This window comes from Trueperella pecoris (assembly GCF_014926385.1).
Lineage (GTDB): Bacteria > Actinomycetota > Actinomycetes > Actinomycetales > Actinomycetaceae > Trueperella > Trueperella pecoris.
The window spans coordinates 725,946-745,832 of the sequence record NZ_CP053291.1; the positions used below are offsets into that span (position 1 = coordinate 725,946).

14 protein-coding genes are annotated in these 19,887 nt (G+C 61.3%); 7 read left to right on the plus strand and 7 right to left on the minus strand.

Features of this window, described 5'->3' with window-relative positions; genetic code table 11:
* The first annotated feature begins 45 nt into the window (after positions 1–45).
* Entirely contained in the window at positions 46–669 is a 624-nt protein-coding gene (locus HLG82_RS03485; RefSeq protein ID WP_193327704.1) for a response regulator, read from the plus strand.
* 51 nt (positions 670–720) lie between these two features.
* Here the strand turns inward: HLG82_RS03485 and ahpF are convergent, their stop codons facing one another.
* The gene (gene ahpF, locus HLG82_RS03490) at positions 721–2,256 is read right to left on the minus strand and encodes an alkyl hydroperoxide reductase subunit F (RefSeq protein ID WP_193327330.1); all 1,536 of its coding nucleotides are present in this window, start codon (positions 2,254–2,256) and stop codon (positions 721–723) included.
* Positions 2,256–2,819, minus strand: a complete 564-nt coding sequence (gene ahpC, locus HLG82_RS03495) for an alkyl hydroperoxide reductase subunit C (RefSeq protein ID WP_193327331.1) — start codon at positions 2,817–2,819, stop codon at positions 2,256–2,258. The genes ahpF and ahpC overlap by 1 nt, the downstream gene beginning before the upstream one ends.
* A gap of 371 nt (positions 2,820–3,190) precedes the next feature.
* On the opposite strand from ahpC, the gene HLG82_RS03500 reads away from it, so the two are divergent.
* Together HLG82_RS03500 and HLG82_RS03505 are read left to right on the plus strand one after the other, a co-directional pair.
* Entirely contained in the window at positions 3,191–4,852 is a 1,662-nt protein-coding gene (locus HLG82_RS03500) for an ABC transporter ATP-binding protein/permease (protein ID WP_193327332.1), read from the plus strand.
* The gene (locus HLG82_RS03505) at positions 4,849–6,510 is read left to right on the plus strand and encodes an amino acid ABC transporter ATP-binding/permease protein (protein ID WP_193327333.1); all 1,662 of its coding nucleotides are present in this window, start codon (positions 4,849–4,851) and stop codon (positions 6,508–6,510) included. Before HLG82_RS03500 ends, HLG82_RS03505 begins: the two co-directional genes overlap by 4 nt.
* Here the strand turns inward: HLG82_RS03505 and HLG82_RS03510 are convergent.
* The 5 genes from HLG82_RS03510 to HLG82_RS03530 form a co-directional block, all read right to left on the minus strand.
* The gene (locus HLG82_RS03510; RefSeq protein ID WP_193327334.1) at positions 6,497–8,149 is read right to left on the minus strand and encodes a sensor histidine kinase; all 1,653 of its coding nucleotides are present in this window, start codon (positions 8,147–8,149) and stop codon (positions 6,497–6,499) included. The genes HLG82_RS03505 and HLG82_RS03510 overlap by 14 nt on opposite strands.
* Positions 8,150–8,173: 24 nt before the next feature.
* Positions 8,174–9,928, minus strand: coding sequence for a thiol reductant ABC exporter subunit CydC (cydC, locus tag HLG82_RS03515; RefSeq protein ID WP_193327335.1), 1,755 nt, complete (start codon positions 9,926–9,928; stop codon positions 8,174–8,176).
* Positions 9,925–11,721 (minus strand): thiol reductant ABC exporter subunit CydD, encoded by a 1,797-nt coding sequence (cydD, locus tag HLG82_RS03520; protein ID WP_193327336.1) that lies wholly within the window; start codon positions 11,719–11,721, stop codon positions 9,925–9,927. The genes cydC and cydD overlap by 4 nt, the downstream gene beginning before the upstream one ends.
* Before the next feature lie 97 nt (positions 11,722–11,818).
* On the minus strand, positions 11,819–12,952 hold the full coding sequence (cydB, locus tag HLG82_RS03525) for a cytochrome d ubiquinol oxidase subunit II (protein WP_193327337.1): 1,134 nt from the start codon (positions 12,950–12,952) through the stop codon (positions 11,819–11,821).
* A 9-nt stretch (positions 12,953–12,961) separates the two neighbouring features.
* The gene (locus tag HLG82_RS03530) at positions 12,962–14,473 is read right to left on the minus strand and encodes a cytochrome ubiquinol oxidase subunit I (protein ID WP_193327705.1); all 1,512 of its coding nucleotides are present in this window, start codon (positions 14,471–14,473) and stop codon (positions 12,962–12,964) included.
* 460 nt (positions 14,474–14,933) lie between these two features.
* Between HLG82_RS03530 and HLG82_RS03535 the strand changes: the two genes are divergently transcribed.
* The 4 genes from HLG82_RS03535 to obgE all read left to right on the plus strand — a co-directional run bounded on the left by HLG82_RS03535 (position 14,934) and on the right by obgE (position 19,682).
* The gene (locus HLG82_RS03535; protein WP_193327338.1) at positions 14,934–17,306 is read left to right on the plus strand and encodes an Rne/Rng family ribonuclease; all 2,373 of its coding nucleotides are present in this window, start codon (positions 14,934–14,936) and stop codon (positions 17,304–17,306) included.
* A gap of 164 nt (positions 17,307–17,470) precedes the next feature.
* A complete protein-coding gene (gene rplU, locus HLG82_RS03540) occupies positions 17,471–17,776 on the plus strand; it encodes a 50S ribosomal protein L21 (RefSeq protein ID WP_193327706.1) in 306 nt (101 codons plus the stop codon).
* 44 nt (positions 17,777–17,820) lie between these two features.
* Positions 17,821–18,075, plus strand: coding sequence for a 50S ribosomal protein L27 (gene rpmA / locus HLG82_RS03545; RefSeq protein WP_193327339.1), 255 nt, complete (start codon positions 17,821–17,823; stop codon positions 18,073–18,075).
* Positions 18,076–18,167: 92 nt separating this feature from the next.
* The gene (obgE, locus tag HLG82_RS03550) at positions 18,168–19,682 is read left to right on the plus strand and encodes a GTPase ObgE (protein WP_193327340.1); all 1,515 of its coding nucleotides are present in this window, start codon (positions 18,168–18,170) and stop codon (positions 19,680–19,682) included.
* Positions 19,683–19,887 lie beyond the last annotated feature (205 nt).

Below are 19,887 nucleotides of genomic sequence, written 5' to 3' on the forward strand. Positions count from 1 at the left end.
CTATCGGGCTAAGATAGCCGGGTGAGTACTTCAGATATTTCAGTGATGATCATCGATGACCACGAGGTTGTGCGCCGCGGCATTGCCGAGGTCGTTGATCGAGCCGACGGGCTGACCGTCGTCGCCGAGGCCGGGTCTGTGAGCGAGGCTGTCCGCCGCGCCGAACTGATGGCGCCCGAGGTTGCGCTTGTTGACCTGCGTCTGCCCGACGGCACGGGGATCGACATTATCCGCGAGTTCCGCGAGGTCGTTCCCGAAACGAAGGCAATCGTACTCACGTCTTTTGACGACGACGACGCTCTGGCCGAGGCTCTCGACGCCGGGGCGAAGGCCTACCTCTTGAAGTCGGTGCGTGGGGCGGAGATTACTGAGGTCATCAAGGCTGTGGCGGCTGGCCGAGTCCTCCTTGACGAGCGCACCGTAACGCGGCGACGCGCCGATCATGATGATCCGACGGCGAACCTGACTCCTTCGGAACGCAAGGTGCTTGACCTTATCGGTGATGGCCTGTCGAATCGTGAGATCGGCGATAAGCTCGGCGTCGCGGAGAAGACCGTCAAGAACCACATCACCTCGCTGCTGTCAAAGATGGGCATGCAGCGCCGTACACAGGTTGCGGCGTGGGTGGCCGGGCAGCGCGCCGCCGGCTGGCGTAATCAGAACGGCTGATAGCTAAGAAATGCGATTGTGGCCCCGAGAAATTCCTCGGGGCCACAATCGCTAGTTACGGATCAGATAGTTGAAGGCGCTCAGTGAAGCGTTTGCTCCTGCTCCGAGTGCGATGACAATCTGCTTGTGTGGAATGTCCGTGACGTCGCCGGCTGCGAAGACGCCCTCCATGGAGGTGGCGTTGTCCGCATCGACGACCACCGAGCCGCGGTTCATCTCGAGCGTCCCCTCGAGCCATTCGGCGTTGGGGACGAGGCCGATCTGGATGAAGATTCCGTTGACATCGAGGTCGGTGGAAACTCCCTGCTCGTCTCGATAGGTCAGCCCGGTCATCTCCTCGCCGTCGCCCTGGATGGACTCGAGGGTGGCTGACGTGATGACCGTGGTGTTGTCCAGCTCGTTGAGCTTGTCGATGAGAATCTTGTCCGCGTTCAGTTGCGGGGTGAATTCGAGGACCGTGACGTGGCTGGCGATGCCTGCCAGGTCGATGGCCGCCTCGATGGCCGAGTTTCCGCCACCGAGGACGGCCAGCGGCTTGCCTGCGAAGAGCGGGCCGTCGCAGTGCGGGCAGAAGGAGACTCCGCGATTGCGGTATTCTTCTTCGCCCGGCACGCCGGTCGTACGGAAGCGGGCGCCGGTGGCGATGAGGACGGACTTGGCCTGGAGCCGTACGTCGTCTTCGAAGTCGACGACGATCGGCGCGTTTGCCTCCGGACGGCTCAGCTTCGTCGCGCGCAGGTTGCGCATGATATTCACGCCGTATGAGGACATGTTAGACGCAAGCTGGTTGCCCAGTTCCGTTCCCCGAATAAGGTCAAGAACACCGAGGTTCGAGATCGAATCCGTGTCGAGAACCTGGCCGCCGACGTTGTGCGTGGCGACCCCGACGTTCAGGCCCTTGCGGGCGGCGTAGATGGCTGCACTCGCACCGGCGGGTCCGCCGCCAACGACGAGGAGATCGAAGGGATCTTGCTCATTGAGGCGTGCCACGTGGGACGAGGAGTCGGTGATCTTTGCCAAGATCTCCTCAAAGCCACGCCGGCCCTGATCGAAGAGCTCGCCGTTGCGGTAGATCGTGGGGACGGCCTTGATGCCCAAGGCATTGACCTCGTCTTGGAAAGCGCTTCCCTCGACGGCGGTGTGGCGAATCTTCGGGTTGAGGATAGACATCGCGTTGAGGGTCTGGACCACGGTCGGGCAGTTCTGACACGTGAGGGACATGTAGGTGACGAACTCTTGTTCCTCATCGATGGACATCACCTGCTCGACGATCGCCTCGTCGGCGCGGACTGGGTGTCCGCCGACCTGGACGATGGCGAGCATAAAGCTTGCGAATTCCTCGCCCATAGGTACGCCGGCGAAGCGCACCGATACGTCCGTGCCTTCGCGCGTGATGGCGAAGGACGGAGTGCGCTTGTCAGCGACCTCGGCGAACGAGACGAGATCGCTCTGGTTCGCGACTTCCTGCAGGAGCTCACGCAGCTTCGTCGAGCGATCCGAATCGTCGAGGGAAGCCTCGAGGAGGACGGGAAGCTTGACGTTCGTCAGCAGTTGCTTGACTTGCGCCAGCGCGTTCGAATCAAGCATTAGAGCATTCCCGAAAGGTCGAAGGAGGGGGCGAGCGTCTCTTCGCCCTCTTCCCAAGCGGCGGGGCAGACCTCGCCCGGGTGCTCAAAAACGTACTTGGCGGCCTTGACCTTGCGAAGGAGCTCGGTTGCGTTGCGGCCAACACCCTCGGAGGTTGTCTCGACGTACTGGATGACGCCGTTGGGATCGATCAGGATGGTGCTGCGGTCAGCCGCACCCTCGCCCGGGCGAAGCGTATCGAAAGCTGCGGAGATCTCCGTGGTCGGATCGCCGAGCATCGGGAACTTGATCTTGCCGATGCGCTCGGAGGAATCGTGCCATGCCTTGTGGGAGAAGTGCTTGTCGGTGGAGACCGAGTAGACCTTGACGCCGAGCTGGGTGAATTCGTCGTAGTTCTCAGCCATGTCTTCGAGCTCGGTCGGGCAGACGAACGTGAAATCTGCCGGGTAGAAGAACAGGATGGCCCACGAGTTCTTGTAGTCCTCGTTGGTGAGGTCAACAAATTCGCCGTTGTGGTAGGCCGACGCCGACCATTCGGGGGCGGTGGTATTGATGAGAGACATGTATTCCTCCTATGTTGAGTTCACTCCGAAACCCGGTCTGTTTCTGGAGCACTTCCAAATTATACCTGTCGTTACCGCATGGATCGAGGTGGAGTGGGTGATGTTGCAGGGTCATGGCATCGGATTCTCGCGTCAGCTCGGGGTTATCTTGAACTCGTGATGGAGGTGTGAGGTAGTCAACCGTTTGCCGTTGGCCGGCAGGCGCTTTGGAGTGTCGCTAAGACTCTCCCGCTATCCGGGGGAGTGCAAGGGTGGTGTGCTGGCCTGTCGATAAAAGTGTTGGTTTTGGTGGAAGCGGTGAAGGGTTACCTTTAAAAAAATTAGGGTATCCTAAGTTTTGAAACCGTTGCCGACCTCTGCGGAGCCACGTCATGGATACGATTACTACACGCGCCGTCTCACAGCATGGCATCAGATCAACCGCATTGGTCGCGGTGTCACGGATCGGCGTCGAATTGGCCCTCGCTGCTGCACTCATCAGCATTGCCCATCAGCTCGGTGGCTATCTTACTGGTGAGCCGGTGAAGCAGGGAAACTGGCTCGTGGCTGCTTCCTTTGCAGTGCTTGCAGGCGCGCTCGGCGTCGTCGAAATCCGCCTTGGGGTCAAGAGTGCCCGGGAAGAAGAAAGGCGGATTCGCCACGCAATCTTACAACGCATCTTCGCGGCGCAAGCCATGCCGAAGAACGACGCTGAATTCTCGTCCGCCCGGCTCGTCCAGCTCATGACCGATAATGCCGAGCGTATGACTGATTACCGTCAGCAATACCTCGGATCGACCTTCGCGGCGCTATTCACACCCGTCGTGATAACCACCTACATCACCCTCGCGATCGATTGGCGTATCGGGCTGGGGATGTTAGCAAGTATCCCCGCCGTCCCGATGCTCGTCGGTGGTTTTCTTCGCGCATTCAGAGGCGTATCTGCACGCTCACGTGCGCAACGAGCCAAACTCACGACCAAATATCTGGACGCCATCCGGCATTTGACACTCATTCGCCTCTACGGCGCCGGCGAACGCGTCGAACGTGAGCTCGGCGAACAGGGCGAACGAAACCGTCGCGCCATTATGGCCATCCTCGCTGGCAATCAGATCGTTATCATCATTCTTGACGGGGTCTTCTCTCTGGCGTTCGTTTGCTGGTCAGTCCTGTTGATTGCGTGGGGGATCGACGACGGGCGGCTGACCGCCACCAGTGCGGGCACCGTGCTTGTCCTCCTCGTTCTCCTCCTCGAGCCGCTCAATCAGGTGGCCGGCTTCTTCTACATTGGTATGGGAGGGATAGCAGCCAAACGGGCAATCAAGCGTTACCTCGCCATGCACCCCGACCACGCCGAGCAGAACATGGGCTCATCGACGCGTTCATCTCGGTTTGCAATCGACGCTACTGACCTGACCTACGATTATGGTCGTGGGCCGATACTCAACTCAGTGAATCTCCGGGTCGCGTGGGGAGAGAAGGTCGCACTTGTCGGCCCCTCGGGTGCGGGAAAGTCCACGATTCTTGGATTGGTCAAGGGAGGGCTGCCGATCCAAGAAGGCAGCTTGGCGGTCGCCGGACAGGACATCGGTGTGCTCCCACCGGCCGACATTCGTAAACTCACTGCCTCGGTGTCGCAAACGACGTGGCTCTTTGCTGGGACCATCGCCGATAACCTAGCATTGGTCAACCCCCACGCAACGGAAGAAGAAATGTGGCTGGCGTTGACTCGCGCTCATATCGCCGACGATATTCGCCGGATGCCCCGCGGGCTGAACACGGACGTTGGGGAGAATGGAAACCTGCTGTCGGGAGGCCAGGCCCAGCGTATTTCCTTGGCGCGTGCGTTTCTCTCTGGCCGCAAGATCCTGCTCTTAGATGAGCCGACCTCACACGTTGACGCCGAATCAGAAGCACATATCATCGAAGCCATCGCGGGAATTGGGGCTGACACGACTGTCCTCCTCGTCACCCATCGGCCGTCCCTCCTCTCGATTGTCGATAAGGTTTATCACCTTGAGGGTGGCGTGCTCACGGAAGGAGCGCAGAAATGAGAAGACCGTCGGTACACGAACTTATCGTGTGGCTAACAACAATTACCCGGCCGGTGCATCGGCCACTTCTCGCCTCGACTCTGTTCCGTTTTATCAACCTTTCCAGTGATATCTTCCTGTTCGGTTTGGCGGGCTGGGCGGTTATGCAAGCATTGGCGGGCCAGTTGAGATCCGCACATATGTGGTGGCTCGTCGGGGTAGCGCTCCTCAAAGCCCTTGCGTACTATCTCGAGCAATTCCTGGGCCATTATGTAGCTTTCAAGGCTCTCGAGCTACTGCGCGGCTACGCATTCTCGCGGCTATGGCCGCAGGCCCCAATGGTGCAAACGAGATCCAGGTCGGGCGATCTATTGGCATCGCTCACGCGTGACGTAGATCGTATCGAGGTTGTTTATGCCCACACATTCGCGCCGGTTGTCTCAGCGCTGGTAGTGCCGCCTGTCTTTCTACTTGCGACGGGTATGACTGTGGGCTGGAGCGTCGTCGCCCTTGCTGGATTTTGCTACCTTCTATCCATCACCGTCGTGCCAATGCTTGGTGCGCAGGGCTCTTTTGCGACGACGTCCGTGCAGCTTGGCCACCGGGCGGAACTGGTTTCACACGTGACTGATTCCGTTTTTGGTGTCGAGGAAGTGGTCGGATATGGCCTCGAAAAGGACCGATTGCAGGCCACAGATCGCCTTGGGGGCCTCGTTGCACAGGATGCGAGCGGGCCTGCCACATTCCGTGGCTTACGGCGAGGCTTGAATATCTGCCTCTCGGCCTTGGCAGTGATCGGCGTCGCATACGGTGGCTATTCCAGCGGTGTGGACCCAGCATTGCTTTTCGCGCTGTGCGCCGGAAGTCTGCGACTCTTTGAGGGGCCCAAGGGCGTCGAGGATGCCGTCGGCGCGTTGGATGCCTCCTTCGCCTCGGCGAGGCGGATCTGGGAGATTGCTCATCGCCCGCTCGCTATCGTGGATGGGCACGATGCGTTTCCGCGCGGAGCTGGCGTCAGTATTGAGTGGTCCGGCGTGACGTATTCCTACCCGGGGTACCCGCAGGATCGGCCCGTGCTGAAAGATTTCTCCTTTGTCGTCCCGGCTGGTGCGCACGCCACCTTTGTGGGACGCTCGGGAAGCGGGAAGACAACAGCCGCGCAGCTCTTGCTCCGTTTTGACGATCCGTCGGCGGGCGGAATCTTCCTCAACGGCGTCGATGTCCGCTCGATCAGGTTGGACGACGTGCGGGCGAACGTCGTCATGGTGGCGCAGAAGAACCAGATTCTCGATACGACTGTCATGGACAACGTTCGGCTCGGAGCTCCAGGGGCGAGCGAGGCCGACGTGTGGGCGGCGCTTGACGTGGCATGCCTTGCCGACGAGGTTCGTGCTATGCCCCACGGGCTCTCAACCCGCACAGGCCAGGACGGAGCGTTCCTCTCGGGAGGACAGGGCCAACGTCTTGGTCTCGCCCGTGCTGTTCTCATGCGGCCGTCCGTGCTGATCTTGGACGAATTCTCTGCCAACCTGAATGTCGAACTGGCCAGGAAGATTCGTGAGAACATCGCTGAGAAGTTGGCCGGCGTCACGATTATTGACATCACCCACGTCGAGGGTCATGGCTCACCCGACCTGACCGCCAAATTCGGTGCCGAGAGCGCGGCTAGCGCAGGCTGACGCGCCAATCGAGGATGGTTCCGCGTTGGCCATCTCCGCGCGGTTCGATACTGAAGGTGCCGTGGTGGCGCCGGGCGCGGGCGGCGAGGTTAGACAACCCCGAGCGTCGCGAGAGCGTCTGTTCAATGCCGGAGCCGTCGTCGATCACCTGGACGAGGATCGCGTTGGGGTCAACGTCCACCTTGACCGAGGCGGAGGATGCCTTTGCATGGCGGGCCGCGTTGGACAGTCCCTCGCGCACCACCGCCACCACGTCATCGGAGATGTCCGAGCCGACGGCGTCGTCGATGAGGTGGTAATCCGACTCCACCACGTCAGCCCCGTTCCAGGTGAGCAGGAGGGAAGGCGCGAAGCCGAGCGACTGGAGCGCCACAGACGCCTCGTGCTGGAGGCGTGACACGAGGGCGGCGGACGATCCATCCTCGCGCAACGAATGAACGATTTGGCGAATCTGCTTGACGGAATCGTCGATGGCCGAAATCGCCGCGTCGAGTGAATCAGTGACTTCAGCTCCCGCGCCGCGCGAATCCATCTCCTCGCGAACCGCGGTGATGTGCATGCCGGACGCGAATAATTGCTGAATGGCCAGGTCGTGCAAGTCGCGCGAAATGCGGGCGCGCTCGTCGAGCTCGGCGGCCATGGCTCGCGCGTGTCGGGCTTCGGCAAGCTGGATGGCGAGGGTGGCCTGCTTCGCCACCGACTCGGCCATCGTCAGATCATGGAGATTGAATTCGAGTGTCGAGGGATAGCGCAGCAAGAGAATGACGCCGAGGCCGACACCATGGGAGATGAGCGGGGTGTACATGGCCGGCCCAAATTGACGCAGTTCGGGAACACGGATCGTGCGCAGGCGCTGCATGGAATCGACAACGACGCCGGACTGCTCGCGTATCACCGTGCGGGCCCGGCCCTCCTTGGGGAAGTTCAGACCGATCAGTTCGTGGGCGCAAGCCGGGTCATCGGCGTCGACGATCTCGGAGATCCATGTGTCCTGGATGGAAGGAAGGACGATAATCGCAATATCGGCGCGCGCCGCGATGCGCATCTCGTGGGCGATCACCTCGAGTGCCTCGTCCTCGTCGGTGCCTTCCATCAGTGAAGAGACGATGTGTTGGGAGGCAGTGAGCCACCGGGCCCTGTTCTGCGACTCCGCATAGAGGAGGGAATTGACCACCGAAATGGATGCGGCCTTGGCAAGCATGCGGACGAGCTCGCCGTCGTCGTCGGAGAAGGATCCATCCTTATCGGAGAGATAGAGGCGCCCCCACACCTGCTCGTTGACGGTGATGGCCACGCCGAGGAAATTCTTCATGGCGGGATGATTGGCAGGGAGCGCGCTACCAGCGGCATAGCCGGTGACGTCGTTGATAATGAGATATGAATCGAGCGGAATGTCGTTGAACACGCCGTGATCAATGGGCGGGTGGTCGATGATGACCTCTGGGCCGCGCGGCATGCCTTGCTGAATGAACTGGATCGTGTCTCCGTGCGAGTCGAGCACGCTGACCGCACCAAACTGGGCCCCCGTGAGTTCGCAGGCCGTCTGGACGAGGGCGCGGGAGACTTCGGTGCGATCGAGCGAGCTCGCGATCGTCAAGATGTGCCGTGAGAACTCGGCGATCTGTTCGGAGGCCTTCATCAAGATCCTTTCCTCGGGCTCATTTTACTCTTGGGCGAGGGACCATTCGTAGGAGGGCATCCGCTGCGCGAGCTCGGCGTGTGTTCCACGCGCGACGACGCCGACCTGGCCCGTCTCGTCTGTGCCAAGCATGATGACTTCGTCCACCGCATCGAGGGGAGTGAGGCGGTGGGTGACGAGGATGACGCCGCGCTCGGCGCCGCCAACTGACAGCAGGTCACGAATAAGCTCATCGGCAGTGCGGGGATCGAGGTGCTCGCCGGGTTCGTCGAGGAGCATGTAGGTTGAGGCTCCGGCCAGTGCGCGGGCGAGCAGGAGGCGGCGTCGCTCGCCTCCCGATATTGAGGTAGCGTCGGAGCCGAGCATGGTCTCGACGCCGTCGGGCAGTTGGGCGAGCCAGTCGGCCAGGCCGGCCTGGCGCAGAAGATCGGCGGCCTCCTCGGGCGTCACACTTGCGCGGGCGACGCGTAGATTCTCGAGGACCGTCGTCTCGAAGACGTGGGCGTCCTCGGCGGTGAGGGAAAGATCGGCGGAGATTTCCTGGCGTTCGATGCGCCAGGCGTCGCGGCCGTTGAGGCTGACCTGGCCGCCCTTGGGTTCGAGCATGCCCGCGAGAGTATAGAGAAGGGTCGATTTGCCGATGCCGGAAGGCCCGACGATCGCGAGGGTCTTGCCACGGCGAAGATCAAGATCGATGGGGCCGGCTACCGTTGGGCCGTCAGGCCAGCCGATAACGAGGCCGCGGGCGACGAGACCCTCGTCCGTGGGCTCGCGCCGGTCGAGTTCGGGGGGTTGGCGCGAGTCTGCGGCGTCGAGGAGATCGACGATGCGTTTGGCGGCCGCCGCGGACCGTACCAGCTGTGTCGCCGCCGCGTCTAGGCGTGAGGTGGCCTCGAAAGCGGAAAGCGGCAGCAGCGTGCACACCACGAGTTCGATGCCGGACAGGTTCCCAGTTGCCATTTGCTGCGTGCCGATGAGGAGAGCGCCGACGACGGCTAGGCCCATGGCTAGGGTGTCGAGTGCCGACGCGAGTGCGGCCGGACGCGCCGAACGGTCTCGGCTGCGTTGGATGCGGTGTTCGGTCTGGGCACGCTGCGCCTCCATGTCCTCCATTCGGCCTGACACGAGCAGCTCGGAGGCCGACTCGAGGATGGTCAGCGAATGTGCGTTGAGCTCGGCGCGGTTGCGGATCTGTGCTACCTGGTCAAGGCTCGCACCGTGAGCCGCGACGAAAGGCGCGACGAGGCCGGAGATCAGGAGGCATACCAGGAGGACGAGCGCGATGAGCGGGGATAACAGGCCAACAATGGTCAGCGACAGGAGGGAGACGATGACCGCCACAGCTGCCGGAAGCATGGACATGACAACGACGTTTCCCACCTCGTCCACGTCCGCCCCGGTGCGTGCGAGGAGGTCGCCTCGCTTGACGGAGGTGACGACGTCGGCGGTGGAGTTGGCCATCGAAGAATAGACGCGAGATCGCAGGTTGGCCATGCCATAGAGGCCCACCCAGTGTGAGGCGATGCGCTCGAGGTAGCGGAAGATGGCCTTGCCCACGCCGAACATGCGCACGGCGGTCGAGGCAACCGAAAGGTCAAGGACCGGTGGCAATTCGGCTGCGCGGGCGATGAGCCAGGCGGAGGTTGCGCCGAGGCAGACGCCTGAACCGACGGCGCCCGAGCCTGCGGCGACCGACCATGCGAACGTCTTCTTGTTGTAGTCAAGCATGGAGATCGCGCGCTTGAGGGCGACGCGCTCATCCTTGGGAATCACGTTCATGACAGCTCCTCTTCATCGCTCACGGTCAGCTTGACGATCCTGTGGCCCGAGGAGTCGGCGTCCGTCCACTGCGTGGGGATCGCATAATCTGCACGGCGGGACTCGATCATGTGCGCATAGTCCGCCGACTCCCTGATCGAGGCAGATTCGAGCAGTTCGGCGCTGATGTCGCGGGTCGAGGGCACGACGTCGATCACCCGGTCTGCGAGTTCGGTGATGGCTTGCCGATGCGCGATCACGACGATGGTGTGGCCCGCTTCCTTCAGGGAGGTCACCACGTTGCACACGTATTCCTCGCTCATGGCGTCCAGATGCGCCGAAGGCTCGTCAAGGATGACGATTTTGGAAGAGGACACGAGTGCTCGGGTCAGCGCGAGCCGCTGGCGTTGACCAACCGACAGGCCTGCGCCACCGTGACCAATGAGGGTGTCCCAGCCGTGAGGGAGGCGGGCGACGACGTCGTCGAATCCCGTGATTTCGGCGGCACGAGCATCGACTGCGCCCACGTTCTCGGCGACGGTGCCGGGGAGAATCGCCGGGCGTTGGGGGACCCACGTGATGGAGGACCACCACTGGTTGCGGTCGATGTCAGATAATGGAAGGCCAGCGACGGTGATGCGGCCCTCGTCGGGTGAAAGGAGACCGAGGAGGCTATGAACGGCGGTCGTTTTGCCGGAGCCGGACGCACCGCGTAGGACGGTGATCTGGCCGGGTTCGATGCATGCGCTTAAGTGCGAGGGCGCAACCGTGGCTCGGCCGGGGGCGTAAACCGAAACGTCCTCGAAGCAGATGCGTGCCGAGTCGAGGTCGGGCACGGGCGCGGTGCCCTTGTGCGCGACGAGCGGGGTATCGAGAACCTCGAAGGCCTTGTTGGCGGCGGTGACGCCGTTGGCGGAGGCGTGAAACTGTGTACCCACTTCGCGTAGCGGTTTGAGAATCTCCGGGGTGAGCATGATGGCGATGAGGCCGATATGGAGGGGAACCGAACCGTCGACCATCCGAAGGCCGATGTTGACGGCTACGAGGGCCGTGGTCAGTGTCGTGAGAAACTCGAGGGCCGCGCCGGAGAGGAACGCGACGTAGAGGGTCTGCATGGTCTTTTCAGCGAAGCGCGAGCCGAGGTGCTGTACGCGCTTTCCGGGGCCCTTCTCGCGACCAAGGCCCTTGAGGGTAGCAAGACCGGAAAGCAGATCGAGTAGCTGGGAGGACAGCTGTTGCATCGCGGCAAGGCGCTCAGCGGAATAGCGGCTGGTCATCTTGCCAATGAGGATCATGAAAAGGGGAACAAGCGGGATGCAGAAGATGACGAACATGGCCGATATCCAGTCGAACCAGAACAGTAGCGCGATGAGCGCAGGCATGGCCGTGACCGAGAGGAACAGCTGGGGGAGGAACCGGACGAAATAGGGTTCAAGATCGTCCAGGCCGCGAGTGACGAGCGTGACCGTGTGCGTCGTGTTGCCCGTCAGCCATCGATCGCCGAGCGCGGCCGCCTTGTCCAGTACCTTGCCGCGCAGGTCGGTGATGACTAAGACGGCGGAGCGGTGGCCGTAGGCGTCACGCACAAAAGAAACGAAGAAACGCGCAACGAAGACCACGGCCAACAAGCCCAAGAGCGGCAACACGTCAGTAGGCTGGGAGGTTCCATAGAAGATCGGAGAGACCGCGTAGGCGATAAGGACGATCTGTGCCGCAATCAGCGCCGCATCGAGGACGCCGAGGGCAACGAGGAAGACAATGTAGGGTTTGGTTGCGGCTGCGTATTTAAGCAGCCGGGGGTCTAATGGCTTCACGGCACCTCATTCCTCAATCAGAACTAGTCTAGATTGTGTGCGGGGGATACGCGAAAGGGCGTGCGATCCAATCGCACGCCCTTCCTGCTACGACTCGTTAGGCCTGAGCGAACTCACGAACCTTCTTCGGGTCGAGGCCGGCAGGCTTATCGGAGATGTTCTCCACGCCGAGTCGGCCAGCGAAGGACTTGTAGGACCAAGCCGTGTAGCCCAGAACGATCGGCACGAAAATGATCGCCGCGATGAGCATGACGGACTGGGTCGGTGCGGTGGCCGATGCCTGGACGAGAGTCAGGTCATAAGCGGAGTTGATCGAGGACTTCATAGCGTTCGCGCCGAACGTGGAGAAGACCCACACCACCGCGAAGGCCAGGCCGGCGAAGGAGAGGAAGAACGAGGAGACGTCCTTGCCCTTCTGAATGGCCAGCGTCGAGCCGATCAGCGTGGCGGCGGCGATAGCCAACGGAATCAGGCCCCACAGGTGGCCGCTGTAGACGAACTGGCCCCACACGGCCCAAATGGCCGTCAGGCCGGTCGAAGCAAGCGAGAGCTTCTTTGCCATGGCGATCGCGCGGTCGTGGAATTCGCCCTTTGTCTTGATCGACAACCACAGCGCGCCGTGGGTGAGGAACAGGAGGAGGAAGACGACGCCGCCCACGAGGGTGTAGGGCGTGAACAGGGAGACGAATCCGCCGGTGAGGAAGTGCTGATCGCCGGCAGCCAGGGCGCTATCGATGTTGGCCGGATCGGCCGGCACAAACTCGCCGCCACGCGAAGCGTAGTGACCGACCTGAATCTCGGTGCCCTGGACAAGGTTGCCAAAAGCGACGCCCCAGACAAGGGTGACGAGCCAGGCGACGCCGGTGTGGAGGTTGTCCCACATCGAACGCCAACCAGCCGAGTTGATCTTTCCACGCCATTCCAAGGCGGAGATGCGGATGATCAGGAAGATGAGGATGGCAACCAGCGCCATGTACATGCCGGAGAACATGGTTGCGTACCACTCGGGGAATGCGGCAAAGGTCGCTCCGCCGGCCGTGAGGAGGAAGACTTCGTTTCCGTCCCAGTGCGGGCCGATGGTGTTGAGCGCCAAGCGGCGCTCCTTTTCATTCCTCGGAAGTATCTTCAGTAGCATACCGGTGCCGAAGCCGAAGCCTTCGAGCGTGAGGTAGCCGATCCACAGGACGGCCAGGAGAGCGAACCAGATAATCTGCAGTGCTGAAAGTTCCACGGTTCCTCCTTAGTAAGCGAAGCTGAGCTTCGTGTCCTCGGTGACGCCCTTGGTGGGAGCCTCCTCGAGGAGAAGCTTGCTGGACGGGTTGATTCCCTCGCGCACGTAGCGAACGATCAGGCGGAACCACACGACGCCCAGGGCGGCGTAGAGCAGCGTGAAGATTACCACGGAGATGAGCACTTCGGCCGACAGGACGTTCTGGGAGACGCCGTTCTCGGTGAGCAGGTGCATCATCTGGGAGGGGGCGAGGTTACCCTCGCGCTCGAAGTTCGGGTAGACGACCCACGGCTGACGGCCCATCTCGGTAAGGATCCACCCGAAGGTCGATGCGAGGTAGGGAAGCGGGATAGTCCACACGAATAGCTTGGCGAGCAGGTTGCTGGTGATCAGCCTGTCGCCACGCAGGAGGAACAGACCCAGGATGGACAAGCCGAGTGAGGCGAATCCGAGGCCCATCATGACGCGGAACGAATAGAAAGCGACAAACTCGTTCGGGATGTAGTTGACATCAGTGCCGTAGATATCGCCGAAGGCCTCGGTGAACTTGTCCTGGATTTCTCCCTTGCCCATGAGGTAGGACTGCGGCCCGGAGGCGTGGTCCGTCACCATGAAGGACTCGAGTCCCGGCAGGATCGGCAACGAAATGATCGTGTCTGCGTTGGCCTCCGTACCGAGCATCCCCAAGGCAAGATCGTGCGATTCGCCCGACTCGTAAATGCCCATGGCCGCGATCATCTTCGTGGGCTGAACGTCGTAGATATGCTGGCCCATGAAGTGGCCCGAGCCGATCGCGAAAATGCCAGCCACCGCGAGGACCTTGAGACCGAACTGGGCTGCGGGCTTCCAGAATTCGCGAGCCTCGACCTCGTTGTTGCTGCGCACGGCGCGCACGATCCACCAGATGGAAATACCGCTGATCATCGCGCCTGCCACCATCAACGACGCCGAGATGGTGTGTAGGACGGCGTAGAGGGTAGTCGTGGAAAAGATGACTTCCAGGAAGCCGGACATGCCATCGAGTTCAGCACGGCCAGTTTCAGGGTTGAGGACCGCGCCAACGGGGTTCTGCATGAAGGAGTTGGCCGCGAGGATGAAGAACGCGGAAATGTTCGTTCCAAGGGCGGTCATCCAGATGGCGATGGTATGAGCCTTGGGGGAGATTCGGCCGCGGCCGAAGATCCACACCCCGAGGAAGACCGATTCCATAAAGAAGGCCAGGAGCGCTTCGAATGCCAGAGGTGCACCGAAGATGTCACCAACGTAGCGGGAGTACTCCGACCAGTTGAGTCCGAACTGGAACTCCTGGACGATACCGGTTGCTACGCCGAGTGCGAAGTTGATGAGAAGTACTTTGCCGAAGAACTCCGACATGCGCAGATACTTGGTATCTCCGCTACGCAGCCATTTGGTCTGCATGATTGCCACGAGTGGCGAAAGTCCGATCGTGAGCGGTACCAGGATGAAGTGGTACACGGTCGTGATTCCGAACTGCCACCGTGAAAGGTCTAGGACATCCACCTGAGTCACCTTTCTAGTGATTCGGGCTGCGCTAGCCCGAATGTGCTCAGCCGGGGCTGAGGTGCTGAAATATCTCCGGGCGAGGTTTGTTCGCCCGAACTTAGTGTTCGCCGTCAGTTTAACTCACAGGGCTAGACAATTGCGTCGCGAAGGGCGGCATGGAACCAAAGTCTTTGTGAGTAATCTTGATAACTAGGCGATTTTGTCAACGCCATGGGGACGAAAGTCCCTTTGTTTTTATCGTGCTCCGGCAGACAAAAATTCAGTCGTTGCAGGCAGTCGTTGTCCAAATGTGCAACAATAATGACGAAACGAGCGTGCATCCGCTCGAAGAATTAGCCTCGTGCGCCGCAACCGCGTGCAGCCGGGCCGATTCGATCGTTAAGCTTCCGTGGCCTCGAGCCACGACCTAAATTGAGGTGGCTGCCAGATGCAGACGGCCACCTGCTAGGGGATACCTATGGCAGATAATGCCGAACAGAAAGAAGGTGGCGCAAAAGTCGCTCCGATGACTGCGCTCTTGTTCCAGGAGCCGGATCTGACGCGGGCCGTACGCTCGCGCCGCCAGCGCCGCGAGGACGCGCGGGAGGAAGCCCCCGAATCGGCTCCCGAGGTCGAGCAGTCCGACGACGACTCGTCCGCCCGCAAGCGTCGGCGCGGCAAGCGTGGTGGACGCAAGTCTGCTGACAATGTCGTGCAGGCTGAGGCCGAGGTGGCAGAAGCTGCCACCGAGGACACCGACGAGGAAAAGCCTCCGCGCCCCCGCCGCTCGCGTAAGAAGGCCGCAGACACGGCCAAGGAAGATGCGGGGGAGAAGGAGGCCACCGAGGCCGAGGATGACTCCTCCGACTCTGACGGGGAAGCGGAAGAAACGACGACCGTGCGTCGCCGTCGTCGTCGCCGTTCCTCTGAAGAGGCCGACGACGGGGTCACGGCTCCGAAGGGCTCCACGCGACTCGAGGCGAAGAAGCGCCGCCGCAAGGAGGGGCGCCGTGCCGGGCGTCGTCGTACCACGATCTCCGAGTCCGAATACCTGGCGCGCCGCGAGGCTGTCGACCGGACGATGCTCGTGCGTGAACAGGACGGCCTCAACCAGATCGCCGTGCTTGAAGACGGCGTACTCGTTGAGCACTATGTGGCTCGCCACACCCAGACGTCGATGGTGGGAAACGTCTACCTCGGCCGCGTGCAGAATGTTCTTCCCTCGATGGAAGCGGCCTTCGTGGATATCGGCAAGGGGCGTAACGCGGTCCTCTACGCTGGCGAGGTGAACTGGGATGCCGTCGGCATGAACGGCAAGCCGCGTAAGATCGAAGACGCGCTCAAGAGCGGCGACACGGTCCTCGTTCAGGTCACGAAGGACCCGATCGGGCACAAGGGCGCACGCCTGACCGGGCAGATCACCCTTGCCGGCCGCCACCTCGTGTTGGTGCCGGGAGGCTCGATGACGGGCATCTCGCGTAAGCTTCCCGAAAAGGAGCGCACGCGCCTGAAGAACATCCTTAAGAAGGTTGTCCCCTCTGAGCATGGCGTCATCGTCCGTACCGCGGCCGAAGGTGCCACGGAGGAACAGCTACAGGGTGACGTCGATCGGCTGGCCAAGGCTTGGGTCGATATCCAGGCCAAGTCGAAGTCCACCAAGAACGCGCCCTCAATGCTCAAGAGTGAGCCTGAGCTGGCCGTGCGCGTCGTGCGCGACATCTTCAATGAGGACTTCAACCAGCTCAAGGTTGCAGGCGACGAGGCATGGACGACCATCCACGACTATGTCGAAGAACTTTCGCCCGAGCTTGTTGATCGGCTCGAGCATTGGGAAAGCGACAAGGATATCTTCGCCGCCTCGCGCGTTGACGAGCAGCTTGCCAAGGCCTTTGACCGCAAGGTGTTCCTGCCCTCGGGTGGTTCGCTCATTATTGAGCGCACCGAAGCTATGACGGTTATTGACGTCAACACCGGCAAATTCACCGGCTCGGGCGGCTCGCTCGAAGAGACGGTGACGCGCAACAACCTCGAGGCCGCTGAGGAGATTGTTCGCCAGCTGCGCCTGCGCGATATCGGCGGAATTATCGTCGTGGACTTCATTGACATGGTCCTCGAAGAGAACCGCGATCTCGTTCTGCGCCGCCTGATCGAATGCCTGGGTCGCGATCGGACCCGCCACCAGGTGGCCGAGGTGACCTCGCTGGGCCTGGTGCAGATGACACGTAAGCGCGTCGGACAGGGCCTTGTCGAGGCGTTCTCGACCACGTGTGAGTGCTGTGAGGGACGTGGCTACATCACGCACGAAAATCCCGTCGAGAGGGGCGAAACCGAGGAGCAAAATCCGCGGACTAACCCTCGCCGCCAGCATCCCAAGCAAGCGGCTCCGAAGGCTGAGGACGCCGATCCCAAGCATGAGGAGGTGCGTGCTGCCCTGGCCAACATCGCCGCTGCGGCCTCTTCGAAGCACGAGGCTGAGGGGAAGGATTACTCCGCGGAGGATTCTCCCGATACTCAGCCTGCGGCCAAGGAGAGCGCCAAGGGTGAGGACAAGGTAGAGCGTCCGACGAAGCGACGCGGCAAGACGGGGAAGAAGAGCTCGGCAGGCGCCGCGGCGACTCCCGACCAAGCCAAGGAGTCTCCTCGTGATGAGGCTGAGGTAAATCCTGTGGCCGAGCAGCTCGAGAGGCTCGCCCAGAAGGCGTCTGAGAAGGCCGCCTCGAAGAGTTCTGAGCCTGAACAGCCCAAGCGTCAACGACGCCGTCGGGTCACCTCGTCGGGTGCTATCACTCCCGGGTCGGGGGCGTCCTCGGCGATCATGACCTTCCCGGCCGAGCCGAAGGCCGATAGCTAGACGAGTCGCCAAACGCGACACGCGCCACGAATGTGGCGATGATCGCGCTTGGCGGACTTGTTCCAGCTGGGGTCTCTCAGTAAACTTGGAACTCGGCGCATCGAGCGCATTTAATTTTTCCAGAGCACGGAAACGTGCATCCAATCGACAGAGATGAGCTGAACGTGGTTTACGCGATTGTCAAGACAGGCGGCCGCCAGGAGAAGGTGTCCGTCGGATCTATCGTGGTTACGAACAGGATTGACGGCGAAGCTGGCGACAAGGTCGAGCTTGAGCCGATCATGCTCGTCGACGGTGACAAGATCACCACTGCTGCCGATGGCATTTCCGCCAAGGTTACTGCTGAGATCGTTCGTGACGAGAAGGGTCCGAAGATTTCGATCATCAAGTACAAGAACAAGTCGGGTTACCGCAAGCGTCAGGGTCATCGCCAGCCGCTCACCCGTCTCAAGGTTCTTGAGATCGCCTAATTCGGCATCAAGTACGAGCTTTTTTCAGGAAAGAAGGACTACAGATGGCACATAAGAAAGGCGCCAGTTCCTCGAACAACGGTCGCGACTCTAATGCACAGCGACTTGGTATCAAGCGTTTTGGTGGCCAGAGCGTGAACGCAGGTGAGATTCTCGTTCGTCAGCGCGGCACCAAGTACCACCCGGGCGCCAACGTTGGCCGCGGCAAGGACGACACGCTGTTTGCTCTTGCTGCTGGCGTGGTTGAGTTCGGTGTGAAGCGTAACCGCAAGACCATTAGCGTGATGGCCGAGGCCTAAGCGCATAACATAGATTGGGGTGGAGGGCATCAGCCTTCCGCCCCTTTTCTTTTCTGTCATAATTGGTCGGGTAACCGACGGGAGAGGATCTCATGGCAAACTTCGTGGACCGGGTAACTTTGCACATGTCCGCTGGCAAAGGTGGAAATGGTGCAACGTCCGTGCGCCGTGAGAAGTTCAAGCCGCTGGGAGGCCCGGATGGGGCGAATGGCGGCCACGGTGGTGACGTTATTCTGCGCGTCTCGTCCCAGGAGTCGACACTCTTGGCGCTTCACCATTCGCCCCATTTGAAAGCGGAGAATGGCAAGCCGGGCGAGGGGGATATGCGCCATGGTAAGCGCGGCGAGGATCTGGTGGTTACCGTCCCCTCGGGCACTGTCGTCAAGGACATGGAGGGCAACATTCTCGCCGACCTCGTGGGCGAGGGTGAGGAGTTTGTGGCGGCTCTCGGCGGCTTCGGTGGTCTGGGCAATGCGGCTCTCGCCTCGCCGAAGCGCCGTGCGCCTGGCTTCGCGCTGTTGGGTGAGCCGGGCGAGGAGCGCTCGGTTGTACTGGAGCTGAAGTCGGTAGCCGATGTGGCCTTGGTTGGTTTTCCGTCGGCCGGCAAGTCATCCTTGATCGCTGCGATGTCTGCCGCGCGCCCGAAGATCGCTGACTATCCGTTTACGACTTTGGTTCCTCATCTCGGCGTCGTTCAGGCGGGGGAGATGCGCTTCACGATGGCGGATGTTCCCGGGCTGATCCCGGGGGCTTCTGAGGGCAAGGGTCTGGGGCATGAGTTCTTGCGTCATATCGAGCGCTGTGCTGTCATCGCCCACGTGATCGATTGCGCGACCCTCGAATCAGATCGCGATCCGATCCGCGACCTCGACACGATCGAGGCTGAGCTGGCGGCCTATGCTGATCAAGTTCCACCGATGGAGGATCGTGTCCCCATGATGGAGCGTCCCCGTGTGGTGGTTCTAAACAAGGCCGATATGCCTGACGCGCGTGACATGATTGATTTCGTTCGCGAAGACCTCGAGGCTCGTGGCCTGGACGTGTACGTGGTATCGGCGCTTTCGCGGATGGGCTTGCGCGAACTGGGCTTCGCGTTGGCAAGGATTGTCACGGAGATTCGTTCTCACGACGTCGTACCGGAGGCTCGCGCTGTTATCCGCCCGGTGACTCAGGACGACAACGGTTTCACCATCACCGAGCGCAGCAAGGGCGGCAAGCCGTTCTATCAGATTCGCGGCCGCAAGCCTGAGCGTTGGATTAACCAGACCGATTTCGCCAACGATGAGGCTGTCGGATACTTGGCCGACCGACTCAACATGCTGGGCGTTGAAAAACAGCTTCTGAAGATGGGCGCCCGGGCGGGCGATACCGTGGTGATTGGCCCGGAGGACGGGGGCGTCATTTTCGATTGGGAGCCCTCGATCTCCACCGGTGCCGAGTTGCTCTCGCCTCGCGGTACGGATGCGCGTCTGGATCAGTCTGGCCGTGCCACGCGGCGCGAACGTAAGGCGTCTTTCCATGAGCGCATGGATGCGAAGGAAGAGGCGCGGCGCGAGCTGTGGATGGAACGCGAGGGTGGCGTGTGGACGGACCCTTCGCAAAACTAGAATTCGTTATACGCGTTGTTGTATAGTCAATGCATGCCCCCTCTGTGTGAGGGGGTTTTGCATAGTTGTCGGTCGCATGTGGGCCGCCCTCACAAGGCCATCTGTGCGACGCCGTTGCCTTCCTGTACCGGAGCTCGAGGCGCATATGATACACGGTTCGTGTGCAAGGTCACATGCACAGTTGTGAGGGGCGACTTTTCCTCGG